Below are 22243 nucleotides of genomic sequence, written 5' to 3' on the forward strand. Positions count from 1 at the left end.
ATCGTAGGAACGCGCTGTTTCATTCCTCGACGAGTACCTGGGCTACTTGCACGCCGGATACCCCGATCCCCACCATCCTGTCAAAAGAGTCCCGCGTGGTTTGAACTGGTCTCCGATTGGCGGAGTGGCCAAATTGGAAACGCGGCGGCGGTGCGAGTTTGGTATCGCACCAAACTCAGGGCCTCGGAATAGCTCATGACGGCTCGACAATGCCCGCGGGCGAACCAAATTCAGTACTCCGCAGGAACATCCGAGTGGCCGCGGAAAGGTGGGCCAAGGTTTCATCCGGATCTCCGATATCAGCGGTGAACACCTCGACTCCCAACACGACGTCGGGAGCCACGACCCCCAACGCCCGCACAATCTCCGCGATCGGCGCCGTTCCCTCGCCAGGAGCCAGGCGGCCGGTCATCGGTACATAGGGATCGTGGCGGCCAGGCTGGACACGATCGCTGATCTGCACTTCGAATACCTGCTCATGGGTAACCTCTGCAAGCTGGGTCGGCGTACCACCCGAGCGCAGAAAGTGCCAAGTATCGAACAGGATTCCAACGCCGGGGTGGTCGGCTCGCCGGACGATGTCCAACGCCGCACCGAGATCCGGTATTCCTGTGCCGGGGATGAACTCCAGACTGACACGAACTCCGACCTCGGCTGCGCGGTCGGCGACTTGTCGCACCGCCGACGCCAGCGCGTTTCTCTTCACTGTCGGATCACCCAAGAAATGGGCGACGTTGAGAGTGCGAGCGTGAAGCGCCTCAGCGGCTTCGAGACACTCGTCGAGATCTACCATGAGCTTGCGCCAGTGTGGAGGTACCTCATCCAGTCGAGCAGAGCCGGGTAGATAGGTCATGAGCGCATCGATCACGCCAACAGTCACACCTAGATCGTCCAGGCGCTCCCGCACTCGGGAGTCGGCACTCTTCACAATCGAATATTGCGAGGGATGAACAGTGATCTCTGGAAAGCCGCCCCTACGGGCCAACTCGGCGAGCTGTATCAAATCAGCGTGTGGGATGCATCCCCAGCAGAGGGCAGTGCCCTCGATTGGCTGCACAGCCTGGTAGGTCATCGATGGCCACTTCTCTTCGTCACTCACACACACTCGGAGGTGATGTGCTGGTCCTGTCGTTGCGACTGCCGGCGGAACGAATACGGTCGACGCGGCTTACAGGTTGGAAGTCCAACATTGGATTGCGAAAGCGAGCTACCAGTGCGCGGGCCGTTTGTTTTCTATCTGGCTGCTCAGTAGTCAAATCAGCAAAAGGAGTTGAACCGCAGACTTTCAGGGGCGCGAAGGCAGCGCCGCAAGAACGTCGTCGTCGAGCTTCCACTCCGCGGCGGCAACATTTGATCGCACTTGTTCGGGGTTCATCGCACCGATGATCACAGAGGGAACGCTCTCCTGCGCGCACAGCCACGCTATGGCGAGTTCGAGTATCGAGTGTCCGTGCGCTTGTGCGAACGCTGACAGTTTCTCCACGTACTCGAAGTTCTCTTCCGTTGCCAGTGTGGCGAAGTACGGCGCACTGGCTAGTCGGCTGCCGGTCGGAAACGGCCGTCGCATCGTGTACTTACCGGTGAGCATTCCGGAAGCAAGCGGAAAGAAAGGGATGATTGACATTCCGACCTCGTGTGCGGCGGGAACAATGTCTGCCTCGATCGCGCGGTTGAGCAAATTCCATTCGACCTGGTTCGCCAATAAATGCGATGCGCCAGTACCGGTGGCGATGCCCTCGGCCTGCCTCATCTGATCCGCGGAGTAGTTCGAGCAAGCTACGTGGCGGGCTTTCCCTTTGGCTACCAGCCCATTCAACGCCTCGATGGCCTCCTCCAGTGGAGCATCGGGGTCAGGGACATGCTGGTAGTACAAGTCGATTCGATCGGTGCTGAGTCGCCGCAAGCTTGCCTCACAGCTATCCTCGATGCTTCGTGCGAGTACTCCGGGCTTGTAATCGACCTCACGCGGGCGTGGAATCGCTTTGGTGGCGATTACCACCTGGTCTCGTTGACCTGCGAGCGCCTTGCCGAGGATTTCCTCCGAGCGCCCGTTTCCGTACATCGTCGCTGTGTCAAAGTGGGTGACGCCCTCATCGAGGGCGGTACGGACGACCTCCGTACTCCCCTCAGGGTCCAGCCGGGTACCAAAGTTGTTACACCCTAAGCCAATACGCGAGACTTGAAGATCGCGCGCGAGTTGTCGTAATTCCATGTCATTCCCCTTGTTTTCGCCACTTACGTGAATTCGTCGCCCCGCGAACTCGACGAATGATTGGACGCAAGATCAATTACCCTGCAAGAGCTCTGAGCGGTCGGCAGGCCCTGTGGGACGAACGAACATCTACATTCCATACATCGACAAGGTGGGTCCGCCGACCCACTTCATCGGAGCGATTCAAATCGTGCACGAGCCCGGACCGCAGTAGGAAGTGGTTTTTCCACTCATCGGGATTCCTCTTCTCGGTCATGATGATTCATCGGGCTAGCTATCTCGCGTGGAGACAGGCGGCGCGGTACAACAGTTGGCATTGGTTTGGCCGGATTCTCAGTCATCTCTCAACGATGTGCACCCGCTCCACCGAGTCACCCGCTTGTAGATGTCCTCGCTTCTCGGAGAGTTTTCTTCAGCCGCGTCTGTCGGCCGGCGCTGCGCGTAGGTGAACCCGCTCGCCTTGTTTTCCGAAGAGGCTGATCGCCTCGGCCGGCCGTCCGTCGGCAGCACTGATGCGGTGCGGGATGTGCGTGTCGAACTCGGCGGCCTCGCCTGCCCCCATGATGAAATCCCGGTCGCCGAGTTGGAGTCGGATGCGCCCGGACAGAACGTAGACCCACTCGTAGCCCTCGTGGGATCCCGGTTCGCGATCGTCGTCGGTGGGCGAGATGATCATCTTGTAGGCCTGCAGATTGCCGGGTTGACTGGTCAGCGGAATGACCGTCATACATCCGACCGTTCGAGGTTCTTCTCGAACGCGGGGGTCCTTGATCTTGCTGTTCACCAGGTCGTCCAACGGGACGCCGTGTGCCTTGGCAATCGGCAGCAGAAGCTCCAAGTTGGCTCGGCGAGTACCGGATTCGAGTCTCGACAGTGTGCTGACGCTGATGTCGGTGGCCTCCGACAAATTGGCCAGGGTCATCTCGGACTGTTGGCGCAACGCACGTAGGCGAGGGCCGATGCCGGCTAGTACGGCTTCGAACGATGGTTCGGTCATGCACTCATTTTGCCAAAGTGGCAACAGTGTTTGTCAAGACTGCGTTCTCTTGTCATTCTGGATTCATGACGCAGAACTCATTCGACGTAGCAGTAATCGGAGCCGGTGCGGCAGGCCTCAACGCCGCACTCATTCTCGGTCAGGCACGCAGGTCCGTGATCGTCTTCGACAACGGATCGCCACGGAACGCGGCCGCCGACCACATGAACGGATTCCTCTCCCGTGACGGCATGAACCCGGCAGAATTGTTGACCATCGGCCGAGGTGAGGTCCGCAAATTCGGCGGCGAGTTCCATGACGGCACCGTTGTCTCCGTGACACGGGACGGCGAGAAATTCTCGGTAGAACTGGCTGGCGGCAGCAAGATTCAGGTGCGCAAGGTGCTTGTTTCGACGGGTCTGACGGACCGCCTACCGGTAGAACTCGAAGTCTTCGGCGAGCGTTGGGGCCGCGATGTGTTGCACTGCCCGTACTGCCACGGGTACGGCGTGCGTGATCAGCCGCTCGGCGTGATCGCCAAGAGCGCGGAATTTGCGATGCACCAGGCGCTCATGGTTCGCCAGTGGTCCGATGACGTGGTTCTCTTCCTTCATCGCATCACCGAACTGAGTTCCGAAGATCGGGAAAAGCTTGCGGCTCGCGGTATTTCGATCGTCGAGGGTGAGGTTGCCGGTCCCGTCGTCGAGGATGATCGGTTGGTGGGCGTGCGGTTGGCCGACGGCAGTGTGGTCGCGCGTTCGGCGGTCTTTGTCGGTGGCGCCCTCACGATGGACCCCAACGATGCGATCTTGCGCGCATTCGGTGCGCAGCGCGCCGAGACGATGATGGGCGATTTCGTCACAGTCGACATGATGGGGGCCACAAGCGTGCCCGGCGTGTTCGCCGCGGGCAATGTCGTGGACCCGGGTGCCCAGGTCATCATGGCCGCAGCCGCCGGGGCGAAGGCCGGAGCGGGGATCAACATGATGTTGACCAACGACGACCTCGGGGTTGCACTCGCGCTTCGCAGTTGAATTGTGCGTAGCGTGGGGTGATGGACGCAGTGAGAGTGTTGATCACGGGTGCGACCGGATACATCGGCGGACGTCTTGCCCCTCGCCTGGTCGAAGAGGGCCATCGAGTTCGAGTGGTGGTGCGCAGCCCGGAGAAACTACGCGATGTTCCCTGGCACGATTCCGTGGAGATCAAGCGCGGAGATCTGACCGACAGTGCCACCCTCTCAGGTGTTTTCGACGATATCGACGTGGTCTACTACCTCGTTCACGCCATGGGTGGGGGAGGGTCGTTCTCGGATATCGACAAGCGAAGCGCGGAGAACGTCGCCGCCGCTGCCCGCGATGCGGGGGTGCGACGGATCGTCTACCTGGGCGGGCTTCATCCCTCCGACCGAGAGTTGTCGACTCACTTGCAGTCCCGGCTCGAAGTCGGTCGGATCCTGCTCGACTCCGAGGTTCCGACGGTTGTGTTCCAAGCTGGAGTGGTGATCGGATCGGGTTCGGCGTCCTTCGAAATGGTGCGCCACTTGACCAATCGGCTTCCGGTGATGACCACACCCAAGTGGGTGCACAACAACATTCAGCCGATCGCGGTGCGTGACGTACTCCACTATTTGATTGCAGCCGCGGCGACGACGCCGGAGGTCAACCGCGCCTTCGACATCGGTGGGCCGGATGTCATGCAGTACGGCGAAATGATGAACACCTACGCCGACGTCGCTGGATTGGTACGCCGACGCATCCTCGTCCTGCCCGTCCTCACCCCGCGTCTGGCAGGTCACTGGGTGGGATTGGTCACGCCGATCCCACGAGGTTTGGCGATGCCCCTGATCGAATCCCTGCAGAACGACGCGGTGATGCACAATCACGACATCGACGGCTTCATCCCGCCTCCCGCCGAGGGCCTCACGCCGTATCGAGAAGCGGTGCGACTGGCACTTCGAAAGATCGACACCGGTGAGGTGGAGACGGCGTGGTCCGGTGCAACGATCGCGGGCGCTCCATCCGATCCTCTTCCATCCGACCCGGATTGGGCCGGCGAAGCGGTCTACGTCGATCATCGCGAACGTGACTGCGCGGCGGATCCGAAAACCCTCTGGTCGGTGGTCGAGTCGATCGGCGGCGAGAACGGTTGGTATTCATTCCCTTTGGCGTGGGCCATTCGGGGGTGGATGGACCGCGCGGTCGGTGGTGTCGGACTGCGCCGGGGCAGGCGGGATCCACGCCGGCTCAACACGGGCGAAGCCCTGGACTTTTGGAGGGTCGAAGAAATCGATCGAGGCAAGTTGCTCCGATTGCGCGCCGAGATGAAGGTCCCGGGCGGAGCATGGTTGGAGTTGCGAGTATCAGAAGGCCCAGCCGGTGCCGACGGACGGCCGGTGGGTTCCCACCTCGATCAACGCGCGGTCTTCTTCCCTCGCGGGCTCGCGGGTCGGGCGTACTGGTATTCGATCCTGCCTTTCCACGGAGTCGTCTTCCAGGGGATGATCACCAACATCACCGGTGCCGCCGAGCGTGAGATGGCTGCGGTGCAGGAAACGGGTGCAGTGCAGGAAGCGGGTGCAGTGCAGGAAACGGCTGGGCCGAAGGACACGGAAAGTGCCGCCGATTAATTGGTATGACTTCCGAACTTCGGCGCGTTATAGTGAATAGCCCCACGAAAGACGCGGGGCACACACGGGGCTGAACGGTTTCGACTGCGTGTGTTGAGTTAGGGGAAGCGTGTCGGTGCAGGCAAGAGACCACCGTAAGCGTCGCTGCAAACCTATAAGCGCCGATTCCAATCAGCGCGACTACGCTCTCGCTGCCTAAGTAGCGAAGCGTGTCTGTCAGCCCGGGGTTGCCCTCGACCCGGTTCCTGGCATCAGCTAGAGGGCTTTACTGTTCGGCTCGGTCACGGAGTCGAATGGGACATCAAACAGTGACTGGGATCGTCATCCTGGCTTGTTCGCGAGACTGGGAGATCCAAGTAGAGACTTAGCGAACTGCACACGGAGAAGCCCTAGCGATTCAACGTAGGACCCGGGTTCAATTCCCGGCAGCTCCACAACAGGTCGGGCCGGAGAGCACACGCTCTCCGGCCCGACCTTTTTGCTGCCTTTTTGCTGCCTTTTTGCTGCTGTCTTGCTGCGGCACTCTGCTGTGTGCCCGGGCCTTCTTGCGATCAGGAGCCGAAGAATCCCAGGTCGACCGAGCCGACGAAGCCGGGAGCTTCCTTGGCCAGCGGCTTGCCGTCCAGATCGGCAGGCAATGCAACGCCCAGGCTCTTGAGGATTGTCGGGGTGATGTCGGCGATCGTGTACGAGTCTGTGTTCTTACCGGCCGCGTATCCCGCGCCGCGTGCTATGACGAATGTCGTTGCTTCCGCGGGTGTCTGACCGCCGTGCCCACCGGCGGGCTTGTGCCCGTGATCCGCAGTGACCAGTACAGTCCACTTCTCGCCGGTCTTTGCTGCGCGCTGATCGACGGCATCGACAATCTTGCCCACCTGAGCATCGACCGAGGCGATCGACTCTTCGTACGCAGCGCCGTTGGTGCCGCCGCTATGTCCCGCGCCGTCCACCTGATCGAGTTGGGTGAAGATCAGGTCAGGTCCCTTGTCTGTGATGTCGCGGGCGACGGCGTCTGCCGTCGCAGCGTCGGTGGCCGCTCCGGAACCTGCATCGGCCGTGGTGACGACAACGTCGGCTTTCGGTGTCCCACTGGAGGCGATGTTGTCGATGCCGCCCCAGGTGGAGATCGATTCGGTGAGGAGGGAGGGCTTTGCTGTTTCCAGTCGGGTGAAGACGCTCGGGTAGAGGTCGAAGCGGGCGCCCGCGTACGTGTTGTCCTTGACTCCGTGCTTGGTATCCCAGACTCCGGTCAGGATGGTCGACCACGACGGTCCGGAGATGGTGGTGTGGCCGAGGATGGAAGATTCTCCGCTGGTTCCTTCGGCGATCAGCTTCTGGAGACGGGGAGCGTCGGCGGTCTTGATGTGGCTGAGCATGGTGCCGTCGAGGCCGATGACAACTGTCTTCTCGGCGGCCGACGGATTGAGGTCGGATGATCCGGGAATTGCTGCAGCGGTTGCAGTTCCGGCTGCTACCGCGCCGGCGAGGAGGAGTGTGATGGCGGCTGAGGTGCGTGCGATTTTCTTGGTCACGCTAAGCATCTTGCGATAGGACTAGACCAATTGCACTACCTGGATGTGAGGGTTGTCCTGTTGTTCACGGCAGGTTCAGATTGGACTAGACCAATGTTTCCTCAGGCGGCCCAACCGTCGAGGATGACGCTGACCGCGTGATCGAGGTGAAGGGGCTCGCCGTCCCATCTTGGGATGATCGCGTCGTCGGGTATGTCTCCGCGCAGTAGGCCATCAGCGAATCCCTCGGTCGGTGGTGCTGGGTCGATGACGTCACCATTGGCGTAAAGGAACTCGAACTTCTGCTCGCCGAGAGCAGTGATCGTGAACTGGCCGTCATGCAGCGCGCGGTGGCAGGTGCCGCACAGCATGATCAGATTGTCCAAGTCCGTATTTCCGCCGCGTCCCCAGAATTTCACGTGATGTGCGTGTAAGAAGCGAGTCCGCCCGCAACCCGGTGTGCGGCAACATCCGTCGCGGTAATTCAATGCCAGCATTTGTTTGGCGCTGACGACGCGGGTCCTTCGGCCCAGATTCAAAACGCATCCCTCCTTTGTCGTTCCCAGGCGAAGTTTCGCGTTGCAGAGCACTTCCTCGGCGGCACTTTGGGGGAGTGCGGGTCCACTCGGTACACGGACGGTGTTCGCTTCGTGGAAGAACACAACTTCGTTCGCGGCGGCCTTGGACGTGCGGTCTGTGACTGCGGCGGTGGCGAGCTCTGCCATCGCGACGAGTCCTGGTCCGATATTTCCGGCCGGGTTCTTTGTGGCCTTCTCGTCGACAGGGCGGATGGCAGCGGTTCGGGTGCGTTCACGTTCCGCCGCCGCCAATGCTGCGAGGATTCGGGCGCCGTCCTGCGCGGGCAGGCGTCCTTTGATGACAAACTCGCCCGTATCCGAGTCCCAATGCCAGCGGACCTGAAGATGTTCGGGCGCTTTGCTTTTGCCAGATTCATTGTCGGTTGCTTTACGCAGACCTGCGGCGAGACGATCGATCTGGGCTGCGGGCGCCTCGCATCCGAACCGAACCATCTGCTTTTCGTTTGACGGCGTGGTGACCCGGGTGAGTGCGCGAACCTTCGAGTAGGACAGCCGGCCTTGCTCGAAAGCCTTCCGCATCTCGGGCAAAGGGCGGAGCGCTTTGGCGACGCGAACATATTCCCTGCCGGTGTGCAGGCTCATTCCACATTTCCACGACAGCCAGTGGGCGCATGAATGCAGTCCAGGGCCGGCCCAGCCGCGGTCTTCGTCGAACTTCGACAGGAGGGTGAGGAATCGAGCCGTGGCCGCCGCGATCTGGCCGGCGAGAGCGCAGATTTCGGAGCCGAGTTGCTCTACGTCGCTTCGGGTGGAACCCTGCGTTTCTTCATTGATCAGTGCTGCGGTATCGGTCAGTTCTGCGGTATCGGTCAGTGCTGCGTTCATCGTTGCCCCCCGGCGCGTGTCCGACAATGTTTCGAATGTACGTTCGATAATAGATGCCAGTACCGACACACATCCGTGGATGAGGACGGAAAGCGTCCCCGCGGGGACGTCTAACCGCTGCCGATCGAGTACTCGGCGTAGGTACCGACATCCTCGAAGCCGACGTTTCGATAGAGCTGTGCGCCGTCGCTGGACGCCTGAAGTACAGCGGTTCGGGCACCTCGCTCGCGGGCGATGTCGAGTGCGGCAAGGGTGACCGCCGAGCCGAATCCGCGTCGGCGCGCCGTTTCGAGTGTGACGACCCCATACAGTCCGGCGACGTCGGCGGCAAAATGGACCTCGGCTCCGGCGACAGGCTGGGAGTTCGCGTATCCCACGACAAACGAACTCCGCGAGCGCTCATCGAGGATGTCATCGGCGGTGTCTTCGAAGAAACGTATTACTGCGGTTGAGGGCGGCGACCAATTGGCGGCCATCACGGCGGCGTAGTCGGCGAGCTGCGAACGAGTCGTCACTCGCTGAACGCACAGTTCTGAGACAGGCGTTGGGCGTGGGACGACGTTCAAGTCTGCCGTCATCGCTCTTTCTTCCTCGGAGCGCACGCAGCCGACGGCTGACAAGCGAGCGCCGAGGTCAGAGGGCTTGTCGCGCGGACCTGTCCACCAGGAGAACGGACGACCGGTTGCTCGAAGCCACGCGAGTACGTCGAGTAGTCGTCGGTCTTCTTCCGGGCCTTCAGCAGCAGGTACAGCGAAGCGCGCACCAGCGATGATGTTGAAAGTGTCGTCGGTGAGGCCGCTGTCTGCGACGACAACATCTGCAGAGACCGATCCCGTCGGCAAGTGTTCATGCAGGTGGCAGGCATGGGATACCAAGTTGGCGTCCATGGCGTCGAGGACATCGCCGACGAGTGCTTCACGATTCACAAAAGAAATTCTACGAACCCCATCCAAATGGTTTTCGGCTCCGAATACCGTGTATGACGCCCAACCGACGGCAACAGCAGGACGGTGACCAGCACCTGGTGGTGCTAGTGCTGCCTGGAGGAAAGGTATCGAGCCATCGCCCGGCTCGCGCCTGGCATCTGTCCAACCTTCGGATGTGCCCGTTCACCGCTCAGCTTCGCCTCTCCCGTGTCAAAGCGGTGCAGGCTCGCTATCGAGTTCGAGGTTGGAACGGTGCCGAGCGCAGTCCGGTCGCCGACGCCCGCGCCGCACTCGACGCGATAACGAAACGTAATTCACAAGCTCAGGTGATCCTGCTGGGGCACTCGATGGGCGGACGGGTCGCCGCCGAACTATGTGGCGATCCGGCGGTGGTCGGTGTGGTCGCGCTGGCGCCGTGGTGGCCCGATGGAACGTCGGTGAATCTGCGTTCGGACACACCACTGTCAGTCCTTCACGGCACGGCTGACTCCTGGACCGATCCGGAGGTGTCGCGGCGAAAGGTCGACGAACTGCAGGCGTCGGGTAAGAGCGCTGAATGGATCGGCATCGACGGCGCAGGCCACTTCATGCTCCGTCGGGCGGCGACTTGGCATCGCCTCGTCGCGGATGCAATCGCAGGAATGAGTCGCGGGGTAGCCGCAACAAAGATGGGAGAACGACGATGAGTTCCGACAAGCGCAAGGTGGCCGTCGTCGGTAGTGGTGTCGCAGGTCTGACAGCGGCGTGGGTGCTCAGTAAGGACAGTGACGTCACCCTCTACGAAGCGGATTCACGGCTCGGCGGGCACGCGGACACCCATTCGGTGACCGACCCGGAAGGGCGAAGCCTCGCCATCGACACGGGGTTCATCGTCCACAACGATCGCACCTATCCGACATTGTTGCGATTGTTCGCAGAACTCGATGTGCCTACGCAGGAATCCGATATGAGCATGTCGGTCAGGTGTGGGGGGTGCGGGCTCGAGTACTCGGGAGGCCAAGGGTTGCGCGGCGTTCTCCCGACGCCGGGGCTGCTGGTGAACGGCAGTTTTCTGTCGATGTTGATGGAGGTCAAGCGCTTCCATCGCCGTGCCCGCGCATTGCTCGACAACACGGATCCGTCGGCACCTGACCAGACGCTGGGAGTGTTTCTGCGCAGCGGCCGGTTCTCCGACTACTTCACCGCTCATTTCATGACTCCGCTCGTGTCGGCAGTCTGGTCGTGTGATCCCGGCTCGGCCCTGAAATATCCCGCGCGGTACCTGTTCTCGTTCCTCGATCACCACGGAATGCTGAGCGTCACTGGATCGCCCACCTGGCGAACAGTCACCGGTGGATCGGGCGAATACGTTCGTCTCGTCGCCAAAAGTATCGGGGATATCCGCCTCAACACGCCGGTGCGCGCAATCCACCGGTTCGATGATCGCGTCGACATTCGTGACGGCGACGACCAGATCCAGACCTTCGACGCAGCCGTGGTCGCAACGCATCCGCAGCAAGCGCTGAAGATTTTGGCGGATCCGACGCCTGTCGAATCCCAGGTCCTCGGCGCAATGCCGTACTCCGTCAACCACACCCAGCTTCACACCGACGAGAATGTGCTGCCCGGCAACACCAATGCGCGCGCGTCGTGGAACTACTACATCCCTGAATGCAACGCGAAGCCGGATCACGTTCTGGTCAGCTACGACATGACGAGGTTGCAGCGGCTCCCGGAGACCGGCCGGCGCTACCTGGTGACCTTGGGGGGAGGCGAAATGGTGTCCCCGGACTCGGTGATCGATCAGATGACCTACGAGCATCCGCAGTACACACCCACCTCCGTCGCCGCTCAAGCGCGGCTTCCCGAGTTGGACTCGGACGTGCTCGCGTTTGCCGGTGCGTACCACGGATGGGGCTTCCACGAGGACGGTGCACTCTCTGGCCTGCGCGCCGCCGAACGCGTCGGAGGTCGGTGGCCGTGACCGCACCCATCACGCCGTCCATCGTTCATACGAGCATTCGGCACGTTCGAACGGAGCCGTTGCACAACGAGTTCGAGTACCGAAGCTACAGTTGGCTCGTCGACGTCGACGATTTGCCCGAGCTTCCGAAGGCTTTGCGGCCCTTGGCGAAGTTCGACGCCGGGGATCACCTCGGCGACCCCACTCGATCGATTCGTGCCAACGTCGAGACTTTTCTGGCAACCAACGGATTGGAGTTCGCCGGCGGTCGCATCCTCATGCTTGCGAACGCGCGTGTGTTCGGCCATGTGTTCAACCCGCTGAGTGTGTTCTGGTGTCTGAACGACGACGGCAGTCAGCGGTGCGTCGTTGCCGAGGTTCACAACACCTACGGCGAGCGGCACTGCTACCTGCTCGAAACCGACGAACGTGGCGCGGTTCGCACGTCCAAAGAGTTCTACGTATCTCCGTTCAACGATCTGGACGGCGAGTACCGGATGCGACTTCCGCTACCCGACACCGCGCTCGCGCTCTCGATAGTTCTGGCCCGTGACGGCAAGGCGCCCTTCGTGGCCACGGTGTCCGGTCGTTGTGTGCCGGCGACGACGCGCGAGATCGTGCGCAGTGCGCTCGCCATCCCGCTGGCTCCGCTCCGAGTCGCCGCGCAGATCCGATTTCAAGGAATCCGGCTGTGGGCCAGGCGCTTACCCATCGTTCCCCGACCGCAACATCACCCGCAGGAGGCAGTGCAATGACCACAACCACTCTCGGCACCGAACCTTCCGCTCACGCGATCGAAACCGAGCGGTGGCCGGGCGTCGCCACCGTGCCGAGTGGGCTCAAAGTGCGGGTTGCATCACCGGTTGCCCGCGCCCTGTTCCACAAGGCGGTCGCACGTTTGCCGCTGCGCGTCCAGATGCCCAACGGTGAGTTCTCCGGTGGCGGTAGCCCCGATTCGCCGTTGATGGTCATTCACCGCCCAGACGACTTCGCTGCTCGTGTGGGTGACAGTGGTTTGATCGGATTCGGGGAGTCGTACATGGCGGGCGATTGGGAAGCATCCGACCTCACTGCGGTCCTGGAAGTCTTCGCCTCCCGCGTGGCGACGCTCATTCCCGACTTCCTGCAGCGGCTACGAGGCCTCTACATTCCGAAGCAGCCTCGCAGTGAGCGGAATTCGACGCAGAACACGCGCTCGAACATCTCCCGGCACTACGACCTCTCGAACGAGATGTTCGAACTGTTCCTCGACGACACCATGACGTATTCCAGTGCTCTCTTCGAGGATCTGTCGGTAGGAGCGACCCCGTCGTGGGACGTGTTCGCAGCGGCGCAGCATCGGAAGATCGATCGACTGCTGGATGGCGCAGGTGTCGGACCCGGTTCGCGAGTGCTCGAAATCGGCACAGGCTGGGGAGAATTGGCGATCCGAGCTGCCCAACGGGGAGCGACCGTGCGCTCGGTGACACTTTCGGTCGAACAGCAGGAATTGGCAGCGAAGCGGATAAGCGCTGCGGGACTGGCAGATCGCGTTCAGGTCGACCTTCTCGACTATCGGCAGGTACAGGGGGAGTACGACGCCGTTGTGTCGGTCGAGATGATCGAGGCCGTCGGCCACCAGTACTGGGGAAGCTACTTCCAGACGATCGACGCCCTGCTGGCGCCGGGTGGGCGCGCGGCGGTCCAAGCCATCACGATGCCGCACGATCGAATGCTCGCGACCCGCAACACCTACACCTGGGTGCACAAGTACATCTTCCCCGGCGGATTTCTCCCGTCGGTGCGGGCGATCGAGGACGTCACCGAGCGCATGACAACCCTGCGGGTGCGTGAGCGGATGTCGATGGGCGATCACTACGCGCAGACGTTGCGACTGTGGGACGAGCGATTCAGCGCTCGCACCGACGAGGCGTCCGCGCTCGGGTTCGACGCAGTGTTCGCGCGCATGTGGCATTTCTATCTCTGCTACTCCGAGGCGGGGTTTCGGTCGGGGTATCTCGACGTCCAGCAAATTGTTCTCGATCGGAGGAACCAGCGATGACTGCCACAATGGATCGAACGACACAAGGTACCGGCGTTGCGGGTCGTCTCTCGGACATCCTCAGTCCACTTGTCGGCGGCGAACTTCCGGTGCGGTTGACTGCATGGGACGGCAGCACAGCAGGTCCGGAAGATGCTCCGAAGGTGACGCTTTACAGCCCGAACGTTTTGCGACGCTTGCTCTGGAATCCCGGCGAGTTGGGGGCTGCGCAGGCGTATGTTCTCGGTGAACTCGACGTCGAGGGCGATCTAGGCGACGCACTCACACACGTGTGGAAGGTGTCTGCCGAGCGGGGGCTCGGGTCGATTACCCCGACACCGTCGCTCGTCTTGGCCGCGGTCAAGGCTGCGCGATCCTTCGGTGCTTTCGGGAGACCTTTGGCTCCGCCGGCGTCGCAGGCTCAGGTGAAGGGGCGCCTGCACAGCCTCGCCCGCGACCGCGAGGCGATCGGGCACCACTACGATTTGTCGAACGATTTCTACCAATTGATCCTCGATGAGAACATGGCGTACTCCTCGGGCTATTGGACTTCCGATGCACCGGACTACACGCTCGAAGACTCACAGACAGACAAGCTGGACCTGGTGTGCCGCAAGGTCGGTCTCGATCGAGCGCGAGGCTTGCGGTTTCTCGATGTCGGCTGTGGTTGGGGCTCGCTCAGCCTGCATGCAGCGCGGGAGTACGGCGCCAGGGTTGTCGGAATCACGATCTCGGCGGAGCAGAAGGCTTTTGTCGACGCGAAGGTCCGCGCGCTCGGTTTGGAAGACTGGGTCGAGATTCGCCTCCAAGATTATCGAGAGATTCCAGACGGTCCCTTCGATGCGGTCGCTTCCATCGAGATGGGTGAGCATGTCGGTGAGGACAACTATCCGACCTACGTGAAAGCGCTCCACGACAATGTTATTGCCGGTGGCCGAGTGCTGATTCAGCAGATGTCCCGCACTGGCCCGCACCCCGGGGGAGGTCCGTTCATCGAGTCGTTCATCGCGCCGGACATGTACATGCGGCCCGTCGGTCGCACTGTTGCGATGATCGAGGAAGGTGGACTCGAAGTGCGGGACGTCCACGCCCTGCGTGAGCACTACGTGCGGACCGTCGACGCGTGGATCGAGACCTTCGAATCGAACTGGGATCGCGTCGTGGAACTCGTAGGTGTCGAAGTCGCCCGGGTGTGGCGTCTCTACCTCGTCGGCGGAGGAATGGCATTTCGGGACGGCAGGATGGGCGTCGATCAGATTCTCTCGGTCCGGCCGCACGGTGATGGTCGATCGGGTATGGAACCGGTACGGCCGCAGTGGGTGTCGCGGCGATGAACGGATTCGACTGGGGCGCGTTCGGAGTGGTCACACTCACGAGTCTGCTGGCGATCGCCGTCGGAATGGCGGTGACAGCCACGATCGGTGTACGGATCGGGCGCCACAACGTTGTCGACGTGTCGTGGGGCGCCGGCTTCGTTCTGATCGCGCTCGTGTCCGCGATAGTGGGAACCGGCGACCTCTGGCGCCGGTTGCTGATGCTTGCGCTCGTGGCGATCTGGGGTCTGCGGTTGGCGACGCACATGGCGATTCGATCGCGTGGCAAAGGTGAAGACCCGCGGTACGAAGAAATGCTCGGACGAGCGACGGGTAATCGAACGCTGTATGCGATCCGCAAGATCTATCTCACGCAGGGGATTTCGTTGTGGTTCGTCTCCCTGCCGATCCAGGTCGCAGCAGTGTCGAACGGCAGCTTCGGACTTCTTGTCGTACTCGGAATCGCGCTGTGGATTGTCGGCGTCACGTTCGAGACGGTCGGCGACCGACAGATGGAGGAGTTCAAATCCGATCCGGGCAGCCGTGGCCACATCATGGATCAAGGTTTGTGGGCATGGACGCGGCATCCCAACTATTTCGGCGACGCGTGTGTCTGGTGGGGGATCTTCCTCGTCTCGGCGTCCGTGTGGCCGGGGGTGTTGACCGTCCTCTCACCGATCGCCATGACGTACTTCCTGGTCTTCGCCACCGGAGCGCGGTTGCTCGAGCGACACATGGAACAGCGTCCGGGCTATCGCGAGTATCAGCAGCGGACAAGTTACTTCATTCCTCGCCCGCCGAAAGCCCGCTCTGGGACGTAGGCTCTTTCGGGTGAGGCCAGAGCATGGGTGATCTGAAACTGCCGGCTGCGGTATGCGCGGTTGCCGTCGGCGGAGGGTTGGGCGCGCTCAGCCGCTACGGTCTGGGGGAGCTCTTTCCCCACATCTGGACGACTCTGGTCATCAACGTCGTCGGCTCGTTCGTTCTCGGTGTTCTCGCGGCCCTGCTCGTGCACAACAAGGTTGGGTACCTCTTTCTCGGCACGGGCTTCTGCGGCGGCTTCACCACCTTCTCGTCCTTCGCGGTTCACGCCGTGACGGAGAGTCCGTGGCGATCGATTCTCTATGTTCTCGGGACGTTGATTCCCGCGATCCTCGCTGCAGCACTGGGCAAAGGGCTCGGTGAACGCTGGATCCGCGCGCGGGACGGAGCGTCGGCATGACAGTTCTCCTGGTGGCGCTCGGCGGCGGCGCTGGTGCGAGTGGCCGGTACCTGTTGGCGCGGTATGTGCCCGCGTACAAGGGATTTCCGGCTGCGACGTTCGCCGCGAACGTGATCGGCTGCTTCCTCCTTGGATTGTTCACCGGGGCAGCTCTTTCCACCGAGATGGCCGCACTTCTGGCGACCGGCTTCTGCGGCGGCTTGTCCACCTATTCGACCTTCGCGACCGAGAACGTCGGGATGATCGAGAGGCGCCAGACGGCGCTTTCTCTGATCTACATCGTCCTCAGTCTGATCGTGGGACTGTCCGCTGCGTGGTTGGGAATCCAGATCACGGATTGACGGATCCGGCGCCGAGCGTGCACGCCACGCGGCCAGGGTAGACAATTGTCCACAGTCGCGTCGACACAGTGGTCGACCACCGGGCCGAGGGGGATTCGTGGCGCACGAACGAGCAGGACAAGTGGCTCTGCCAGAGGATCTGATCAATGTTCCTCATCTGGTCACCGCGTATTACACGCGCACTCCGGATCCCGAGAACCCGATGCAGCAGGTACTTTTCGGCACTTCAGGACATCGCGGTTCCAGTCTCGACTCGGCGTTCAACGAAGCTCATATCCTGGCGACAACCCAGGCGATCGTCGAGTACCGCGCTTCGCAGGGAATCGACGGCCCGCTGTTCATCGGCCGGGACACACATGCGCTCTCGGAGCCTGCCTGGCTGTCGGCCTTGGAGGTCCTGGTCGCCAACGACGTCGTCGTCCTCGTCGATTCACGCGACGCCTACACTCCCACCCCGGCTGTCAGTCACGCGATCTTGCGATACAACTCGACGGGTCCGGAGGCCAAAGCCGACGGCATCGTCGTGACACCGTCACACAATCCGCCTCGTGACGGTGGCTTCAAATACAACCCGCCGCACGGCGGGCCCGCGGACACGGATGCGACGTCGGTTATCGCCGATCGAGCGAACGAGCTACTGCGCAAGGGGCTTTCCGGGGTACGGCGTGTGACGGCGGCACAAGCGCTGGACCGCGTCGAACGCTACGACTTCCTCCGCTACTACGTCGAAGACCTCCCCAGTGTCCTCAACCTCGACGCGATCCGCGATGCCGGAATCACGATCGGTGCAGACCCCCTCGGCGGGGCAAGCGTCGACTACTGGGGCGCGATTGCCGAAACTCACCGACTCGACCTCGAAGTGGTGAATCCTCTCGTCGATCCGACCTGGCGGTTCATGACGCTCGATACGGACGGCAAGATCCGCATGGACTGCTCGTCGCCCGACGCGATGGCGTCGCTGATCGGGATTCGGGATCGGTACGACATCGCGACCGGAAACGATGCGGACTCCGACCGCCACGGCATCGTCACTCCCGACGGCGGTTTGATGAACCCGAATCACTATCTCGCCGTTGCCATCGAGTACCTGTTCGCGAACCGGCCAGGTTGGGGCGCAGATACCAAGGTCGGCAAGACACTCGTGAGTTCCTCGATGATCGACCGTGTCGTGAGCAGCCTGGGCCGCGAATTGCTCGAGGTTCCGGTCGGGTTCAAGTGGTTCGTTCCAGGATTGCTCGACGGGTCCGTGGGATTCGGCGGCGAGGAAAGCGCCGGCGCGTCCTTCCTCCGACACGACGGTTCCGTCTGGACGACGGACAAGGACGGCATCATCCTTGCGTTGCTCGCGTCGGAAATCACCGCGGTGACGGGAAAGTCTCCGTCAGCGCACTACGCCGCGTTGGCCGAGAAGTTCGGGAGCCCGGCGTACGCACGTATCGATGCGCCCGCGACGCGCGCACAGAAGGCAGTCTTGGCAAAACTGTCTCCCGACCAGGTGAGTGCGACCGAGTTGGCGGGTGAACCGATCACCGCGACACTGACTGCCGCGCCCGGAAACGGCGCGGCGATCGGTGGTCTCAAGGTGACGACGGAGAACGCGTGGTTTGCAGCGAGGCCGTCCGGCACGGAGGACGTGTACAAGATCTATGCCGAGTCGATGAAGGGCGCCGATCATCTGGCTCAGGTTCAGGCAGCGGCCAAGGACTTGGTGTCCAGCGTCTTGAAGGCGAACTAGCCCGCGGACCGCTCATGTCGCCCGGCTAGAATTCCGGGCGACATGAAAACTCGTGCAGCCAAGCTGCCACAGGAAATTTGGGTACTGGTCGCCGCCAGCTTCGTCATCGCCCTCGGATTCGGGTTGGTCGCCCCGGCACTACCTCAGTTCGCGCGCAGCTTCGACGTATCGGTCACCGCCGCCACGATCGTGATCTCGTCTTTCGCTTTCATGCGGTTGGTGTTCGCGCCGATGAGCGGCACTTTGGTACAGAAACTCGGTGAGCGGCCGGTCTACATCGTCGGCCTTCTCATCGTCGCGGTCTCGACCGGTGCGTGCGCTTTCGCGGGGGAGTACTGGCAACTTCTGCTGTTCCGGTCGTTGGGCGGCATCGGGTCGACCATGTTCACGGTGTCGGCCCTCGGGCTGATCATTCGCATGTCACCGCCGGACAGTCGCGGCCGCGTGTCGGGTCTGTACGCGACAAGCTTTCTCATGGGATCGATCGGCGGCCCGCTGGTCGGCGGAGCGCTGTTGCAGTTCGGTCTGCGGATGCCGTTCATCATCTACGCAATTGCGTTGGTGATCGCCGCGCTCGTTGTCTTCGTGAGCCTGCGTGGATCTCATTTGGCGTCACCGGACAAGGCTGTCGATGTGAAGTCGATGACTCTCACAGAAGGCCTCCAGTCTCCGGTGTACCGGGCAGCGCTCGGATCGAATCTCGCCTTCGGCGGCGTGATCTTCGGAGTTCGCGTTGCCATGGTTCCCCTGTTCGTCGTCGAGTTCCTCGGCCGAGACCCCTCGATTGCGGCCTACGCCCTGACGATCTTCGCCGTCGGCAATGCGTTGGTGTTGATCGTCTCCGGACGACTCTCCGACCGCTTCGGACGCAAGCCCTTTGTCGTGAGCGGTCTGCTCATCTGTGGTCTGGGAACCATCGCAATGGGATTCACCGACAACCTCGTGGTGTTCTTCGCCATCGCCGCAGTGACTGGTGTCGGCTCCGGGCTCATGAGTCCGGCCCAGCAGGCCGCGGTTGCCGATGTTGTCGGATCGACGGCCCGAGGCGGACCCGTTCTGGCGGTATTCCAGATGATGTCCGACATCGGTGGGGTAGTGGCGCCGATTTGTGCCGGGCTGATCGCCCAACATGTTTCGTACTCGGCGGCCTTCGCAGTGATGGGAGCCGTCGTTGTCGTGTCGGCGACGGGGTGGCTGTTCGTCCCGTCGCGAACGAAGCCTGTCGAATCCGTTGTAGAAGATCTGACTGATGTGACGGTGCTAACGGATACTCCTGCGCGGACAAACCTGGACTGACCGGGCATTCTGTACTCTCGATCGGGTGGCAATTCGCATCGTGAGTCTTGTGGCCCGATTGGGTTTGGCGGCCGTCTGGCTGATTTCCGGGGGACTCAAGTTCTTTGATCCCGTTCAGACGAAGATCGCGGTGCGCGCCTATCAACTATTGCCCGAGTCACTGGTGGGTCCGGTGGCGACGGCTCTTCCCCTGGTCGAAATAGTCCTGGGCCTGCTGATCCTCGTCGGGTTGGCGGTGCGAGCATCCGCTGCAGTCTCGGTGGTCATCCTCACGGTTCTCATTGCGGTGATCATTTCGGTGTGGGCCAGGGGATTGTCCATCGACTGCGGATGTTTCGGCGGCGGAGGTGCAGCCGACGTCGGCGCTTGGGACTATTCGAAGGAGATTCTCCGCGACCTGGGCTTCTTGGCACTTGCCGTCTGGCTGCTCGTGTTCCCGCGTTCGCCACTCGCATTGGGGCCCGGATCACGCGCGGCGTTCTCAGTGGATACTCAGTCTTCAGTGGCAAGGTAAGCAATCGGTAAATCGTTTCGACGCACGAAGGACTGCATCAGCGTGAGCACCAAGAGCAGCAAGAACAAATACTCGCCGGAACCGGTCTCGAGCCGCTCCACCTACATCATCGGTGGCCTCGCGGTGCTCGTGATCGCGGCCCTCGTCATCGGCGGTGTCTTGTGGACGAACAGCAAGAACAAGCCCCAGAACGACGGCTACGGCTCCGTGCAGAGTTCCGAAGTTGCCGTCACGGTGCAGGACAACGGAGTGGTGCTGCTCGGCAAGCCCTCCGCCGCGACAACCATTGATCTCTTCGAGGATCCGCTGTGCCCCGCCTGTGCCGCTCTCGAACACCTCAGTGGCCAGGCTCTCGCGGCCGCTGTCGACAACGGTGACGTCGCCGTGCGATACCACATGCTGAACTTCCTCAACCAGGCGTCGGGCAGCGGTGACTACTCCACACGGGCCGGCGCTGCGCTCCTGTGCGTTGCTCAGGGCGGCGACGCGATCGCGTACTCCGCATTCCACAACAAGCTTTTCGCGACCGACACGCAGCCGGCCGAGGGCGGCAGCAGCGACCACACCAACGACGACCTCGCCCAGATCGCTCGTGATGCGGGCGCATCCGAGGACGTGGCAACCTGCATCTCTTCCGGTACCAACGTCGAAGCCGCCGCGGCCAATGCCGCAGCCGCCAGCCAGGCGCTCAAGGATGTCGGGTCGAACGGGACGCCCACGGTTGTGGCGAACGGCAAGATCGTTGACACAGGCAGCAGCGACTGGGTTTCCAAGCTCTCCTCTTGAGCTGGAGCGGCCGCTTCGACAAGGAGCGGCCGCTTCGCTCTGACCAGGCGATTTGTTGCCCACGAGTCAAGTGGTGTAACTTTCTTCCAGCAAGCGGAAAGCAGAACAGCCGCTGCGAGTTCGACTGTTAGAGCGAACTGAATACGGGGCTATGGCGCAGCTGGTAGCGCACCACACTGGCAGTGTGGGGGTCAGGGGTTCGAGTCCCCTTAGCTCCACCCGAACAAATGCTCTGCACCAATCGGTGCAGAGCATTTGTTGTTTTCGTGCGCAATACTGTCCGCTGTGAGGCCTGATCGGCCCGTGCATCTCGGTACGGAGACCAGCGGCGGAATGGGGAATCGTGCGCGCACACGTGGTGGTGATCAGTGCAGGATATGCGGGCGCCATGGCAGCGAAGCGGCTCCATCAGATGATCGCGGCTGGCTACGACGCGACGGTCTCGTTCGACAGGGCGCTACCGCGTGCGGCACACCGAGTCTTCGGAGAGGTGACGACGATCGAGGCGGGGCTCGGCAGGCTTACCCTCGACGACGGCAGTGTGCTCGACTACGACTATCTGGTCTACGCAGTCGGAAGTGGGCAGTTACCCAGCACTATCGGCGGGGCGGCGGAGCACGGGTTCAGCGTCTCCGAGTTCGAGGACGCGGTTCGCCTCGAATCCAGAATGGCGACACTCGACGGGAAGGCTACGGTCTGCGTTGTCGGCGGCGGTCTCACCGGAATCGAGACTGCCGCAGAATTGGCTGAGCAGCGAAGCAGCCGAATCACTTTGGTGACCGGAGGAATCGTGGCCCCGGATCTGTCAGAGCGTGCGCGATCTGCAATTCTCAGAACATTGACCGATCTTGGGGTCGACATCGTCACCGAATCCCGGGTGACGCGGATCGACGGTTCGTCCTGCGAGCTTGCGGGAGGCGCACGGGTGGAGGCAGATTGCACGATTCTCGCGACAGAATTCGGGGTCCCCGATCTGGCGCGCCGAAGTGGCCTTCCCGTCGACGGTCTCGGTCGTCTGAAGGTCGACGACCGACTCGAATGCTCGTCCCACCCCAACACCGTCGGTGCGGGTGATGCGGTCGCAGTCGGTGATCTTTTACTGAGGATGAGTTGTCAGGCCGCGATTCCCTTGGGAGTCCATGCGGCCGAGACGATCCTGCATCGACTCGAAGGTTCCGCGCCGCGCCCGGTGGCTCCGAAGTTCGCAGGCCGGTGCATCAGTCTCGGGAGGCGGCGAGGTGTGTTCCAGCGGACCACTCGTGTCGACAACGCAACGGGCATGTTCGTCGCAGGCAGGGCGGGTGCGTTCGTCAAGGAACGAGTGTGTTCGTCGACGACCGACTGGGCCCTCACTCCGCGCCGCTCTTTCTTCTACAGCTGGACATGAGGAGCGCTG

21 protein-coding genes, 1 tRNA gene and 1 other RNA gene are annotated in these 22243 nt (G+C 62.1%); 17 read left to right on the forward strand and 6 right to left on the reverse strand.

Annotated features, from left to right (window positions below):
* Positions 1-193: 193 nt before the first annotated feature.
* The 3 genes from AC1Q61_RS21570 to AC1Q61_RS21580 all read right to left on the reverse strand — a co-directional run bounded on the left by AC1Q61_RS21570 (position 194) and on the right by AC1Q61_RS21580 (position 3209).
* Positions 194-1072, reverse strand: a complete 879-nt coding sequence (locus AC1Q61_RS21570) for a sugar phosphate isomerase/epimerase family protein (RefSeq protein WP_447001338.1) — start codon at positions 1070-1072, stop codon at positions 194-196.
* 213 nt (positions 1073-1285) lie between these two features.
* Entirely contained in the window at positions 1286-2212 is a 927-nt protein-coding gene (locus tag AC1Q61_RS21575; RefSeq protein WP_030534980.1) for an aldo/keto reductase, read from the reverse strand.
* A gap of 412 nt (positions 2213-2624) precedes the next feature.
* Entirely contained in the window at positions 2625-3209 is a 585-nt protein-coding gene (locus AC1Q61_RS21580) for a helix-turn-helix domain-containing protein (protein ID WP_209921018.1), read from the reverse strand.
* Between the two features lie 65 nt (positions 3210-3274).
* On the opposite strand from AC1Q61_RS21580, the gene AC1Q61_RS21585 reads away from it, so the two are divergent.
* From AC1Q61_RS21585 to ssrA, 3 genes are all read left to right on the forward strand, one after another.
* Positions 3275-4222 carry an NAD(P)/FAD-dependent oxidoreductase gene (locus AC1Q61_RS21585; protein WP_042924655.1) on the forward strand — a complete coding sequence of 316 codons (948 nt, stop codon included), beginning with the start codon at positions 3275-3277 and terminating at the stop codon, positions 4220-4222.
* A gap of 20 nt (positions 4223-4242) precedes the next feature.
* Entirely contained in the window at positions 4243-5817 is a 1575-nt protein-coding gene (locus AC1Q61_RS21590) for an SDR family oxidoreductase (RefSeq protein WP_161120862.1), read from the forward strand.
* 66 nt (positions 5818-5883) lie between these two features.
* Positions 5884-6254: a transfer-messenger RNA gene (ssrA, locus tag AC1Q61_RS21595) on the forward strand.
* A 114-nt stretch (positions 6255-6368) separates the two neighbouring features.
* On the opposite strand, the gene AC1Q61_RS21600 is transcribed toward ssrA, so the two are convergent.
* The 3 genes from AC1Q61_RS21600 to AC1Q61_RS21610 form a co-directional block, all read right to left on the reverse strand.
* Positions 6369-7349: an alkaline phosphatase family protein gene (locus tag AC1Q61_RS21600; protein ID WP_003942284.1), complete on the reverse strand. Its 981-nt coding sequence runs from the start codon at positions 7347-7349 to the stop codon at positions 6369-6371.
* A gap of 101 nt (positions 7350-7450) precedes the next feature.
* Positions 7451-8752 (reverse strand): HNH endonuclease signature motif containing protein, encoded by a 1302-nt coding sequence (locus AC1Q61_RS21605; RefSeq protein WP_042924502.1) that lies wholly within the window; start codon positions 8750-8752, stop codon positions 7451-7453.
* A 110-nt stretch (positions 8753-8862) separates the two neighbouring features.
* Positions 8863-9678 carry a GNAT family N-acetyltransferase gene (locus AC1Q61_RS21610; protein ID WP_128638017.1) on the reverse strand — a complete coding sequence of 272 codons (816 nt, stop codon included), beginning with the start codon at positions 9676-9678 and terminating at the stop codon, positions 8863-8865.
* 53 nt (positions 9679-9731) lie between these two features.
* Between AC1Q61_RS21610 and AC1Q61_RS21615 the strand changes: the two genes are divergently transcribed.
* The 14 genes from AC1Q61_RS21615 (at position 9732) to AC1Q61_RS21680 (ending at position 22234) form a co-directional block, all read left to right on the forward strand.
* Positions 9732-10364, forward strand: a complete 633-nt coding sequence (locus AC1Q61_RS21615; protein WP_209921023.1) for a dienelactone hydrolase family protein — start codon at positions 9732-9734, stop codon at positions 10362-10364.
* The gene (locus tag AC1Q61_RS21620) at positions 10361-11641 is read left to right on the forward strand and encodes an NAD(P)/FAD-dependent oxidoreductase (RefSeq protein ID WP_042924499.1); all 1281 of its coding nucleotides are present in this window, start codon (positions 10361-10363) and stop codon (positions 11639-11641) included. Before AC1Q61_RS21615 ends, AC1Q61_RS21620 begins: the two co-directional genes overlap by 4 nt.
* Positions 11632-12375, forward strand: a complete 744-nt coding sequence (locus AC1Q61_RS21625) for a DUF1365 domain-containing protein (RefSeq protein ID WP_042450068.1) — start codon at positions 11632-11634, stop codon at positions 12373-12375. The genes AC1Q61_RS21620 and AC1Q61_RS21625 overlap by 10 nt, the downstream gene beginning before the upstream one ends.
* Positions 12372-13661 carry an SAM-dependent methyltransferase gene (locus AC1Q61_RS21630; protein ID WP_215515834.1) on the forward strand — a complete coding sequence of 430 codons (1290 nt, stop codon included), beginning with the start codon at positions 12372-12374 and terminating at the stop codon, positions 13659-13661. The genes AC1Q61_RS21625 and AC1Q61_RS21630 overlap by 4 nt, the downstream gene beginning before the upstream one ends.
* Positions 13658-14974 (forward strand): SAM-dependent methyltransferase, encoded by a 1317-nt coding sequence (locus AC1Q61_RS21635; protein WP_051649691.1) that lies wholly within the window; start codon positions 13658-13660, stop codon positions 14972-14974. Before AC1Q61_RS21630 ends, AC1Q61_RS21635 begins: the two co-directional genes overlap by 4 nt.
* A complete protein-coding gene (locus AC1Q61_RS21640) occupies positions 14971-15774 on the forward strand; it encodes a DUF1295 domain-containing protein (RefSeq protein ID WP_037130102.1) in 804 nt (267 codons plus the stop codon). The genes AC1Q61_RS21635 and AC1Q61_RS21640 overlap by 4 nt, the downstream gene beginning before the upstream one ends.
* 23 nt (positions 15775-15797) lie before the next feature.
* A complete protein-coding gene (locus AC1Q61_RS21645; RefSeq protein ID WP_007731302.1) occupies positions 15798-16175 on the forward strand; it encodes a fluoride efflux transporter FluC in 378 nt (125 codons plus the stop codon).
* On the forward strand, positions 16172-16516 hold the full coding sequence (crcB, locus tag AC1Q61_RS21650) for a fluoride efflux transporter CrcB (protein ID WP_003942344.1): 345 nt from the start codon (positions 16172-16174) through the stop codon (positions 16514-16516). Before AC1Q61_RS21645 ends, crcB begins: the two co-directional genes overlap by 4 nt.
* A 97-nt stretch (positions 16517-16613) precedes the next feature.
* Positions 16614-18251, forward strand: a complete 1638-nt coding sequence (gene pgm, locus AC1Q61_RS21655) for a phosphoglucomutase (alpha-D-glucose-1,6-bisphosphate-dependent) (RefSeq protein WP_042924497.1) — start codon at positions 16614-16616, stop codon at positions 18249-18251.
* Between the two features lie 42 nt (positions 18252-18293).
* Positions 18294-19547 carry an MFS transporter gene (locus AC1Q61_RS21660; protein WP_030534968.1) on the forward strand — a complete coding sequence of 418 codons (1254 nt, stop codon included), beginning with the start codon at positions 18294-18296 and terminating at the stop codon, positions 19545-19547.
* A 25-nt stretch (positions 19548-19572) separates the two neighbouring features.
* A complete protein-coding gene (locus tag AC1Q61_RS21665; RefSeq protein ID WP_003942318.1) occupies positions 19573-20061 on the forward strand; it encodes a MauE/DoxX family redox-associated membrane protein in 489 nt (162 codons plus the stop codon).
* Between the two features lie 42 nt (positions 20062-20103).
* Entirely contained in the window at positions 20104-20847 is a 744-nt protein-coding gene (locus AC1Q61_RS21670; RefSeq protein WP_492651044.1) for a DsbA family protein, read from the forward strand.
* Positions 20848-20992: 145 nt separating this feature from the next.
* Positions 20993-21065: transfer RNA gene (locus tag AC1Q61_RS21675), tRNA-Ala, on the forward strand.
* A gap of 125 nt (positions 21066-21190) precedes the next feature.
* Positions 21191-22234, forward strand: a complete 1044-nt coding sequence (locus AC1Q61_RS21680) for an NAD(P)/FAD-dependent oxidoreductase (RefSeq protein WP_307807258.1) — start codon at positions 21191-21193, stop codon at positions 22232-22234.
* Positions 22235-22243 lie beyond the last annotated feature (9 nt).

The organism is Rhodococcus sp. MPR-R1B (assembly GCF_058793255.1).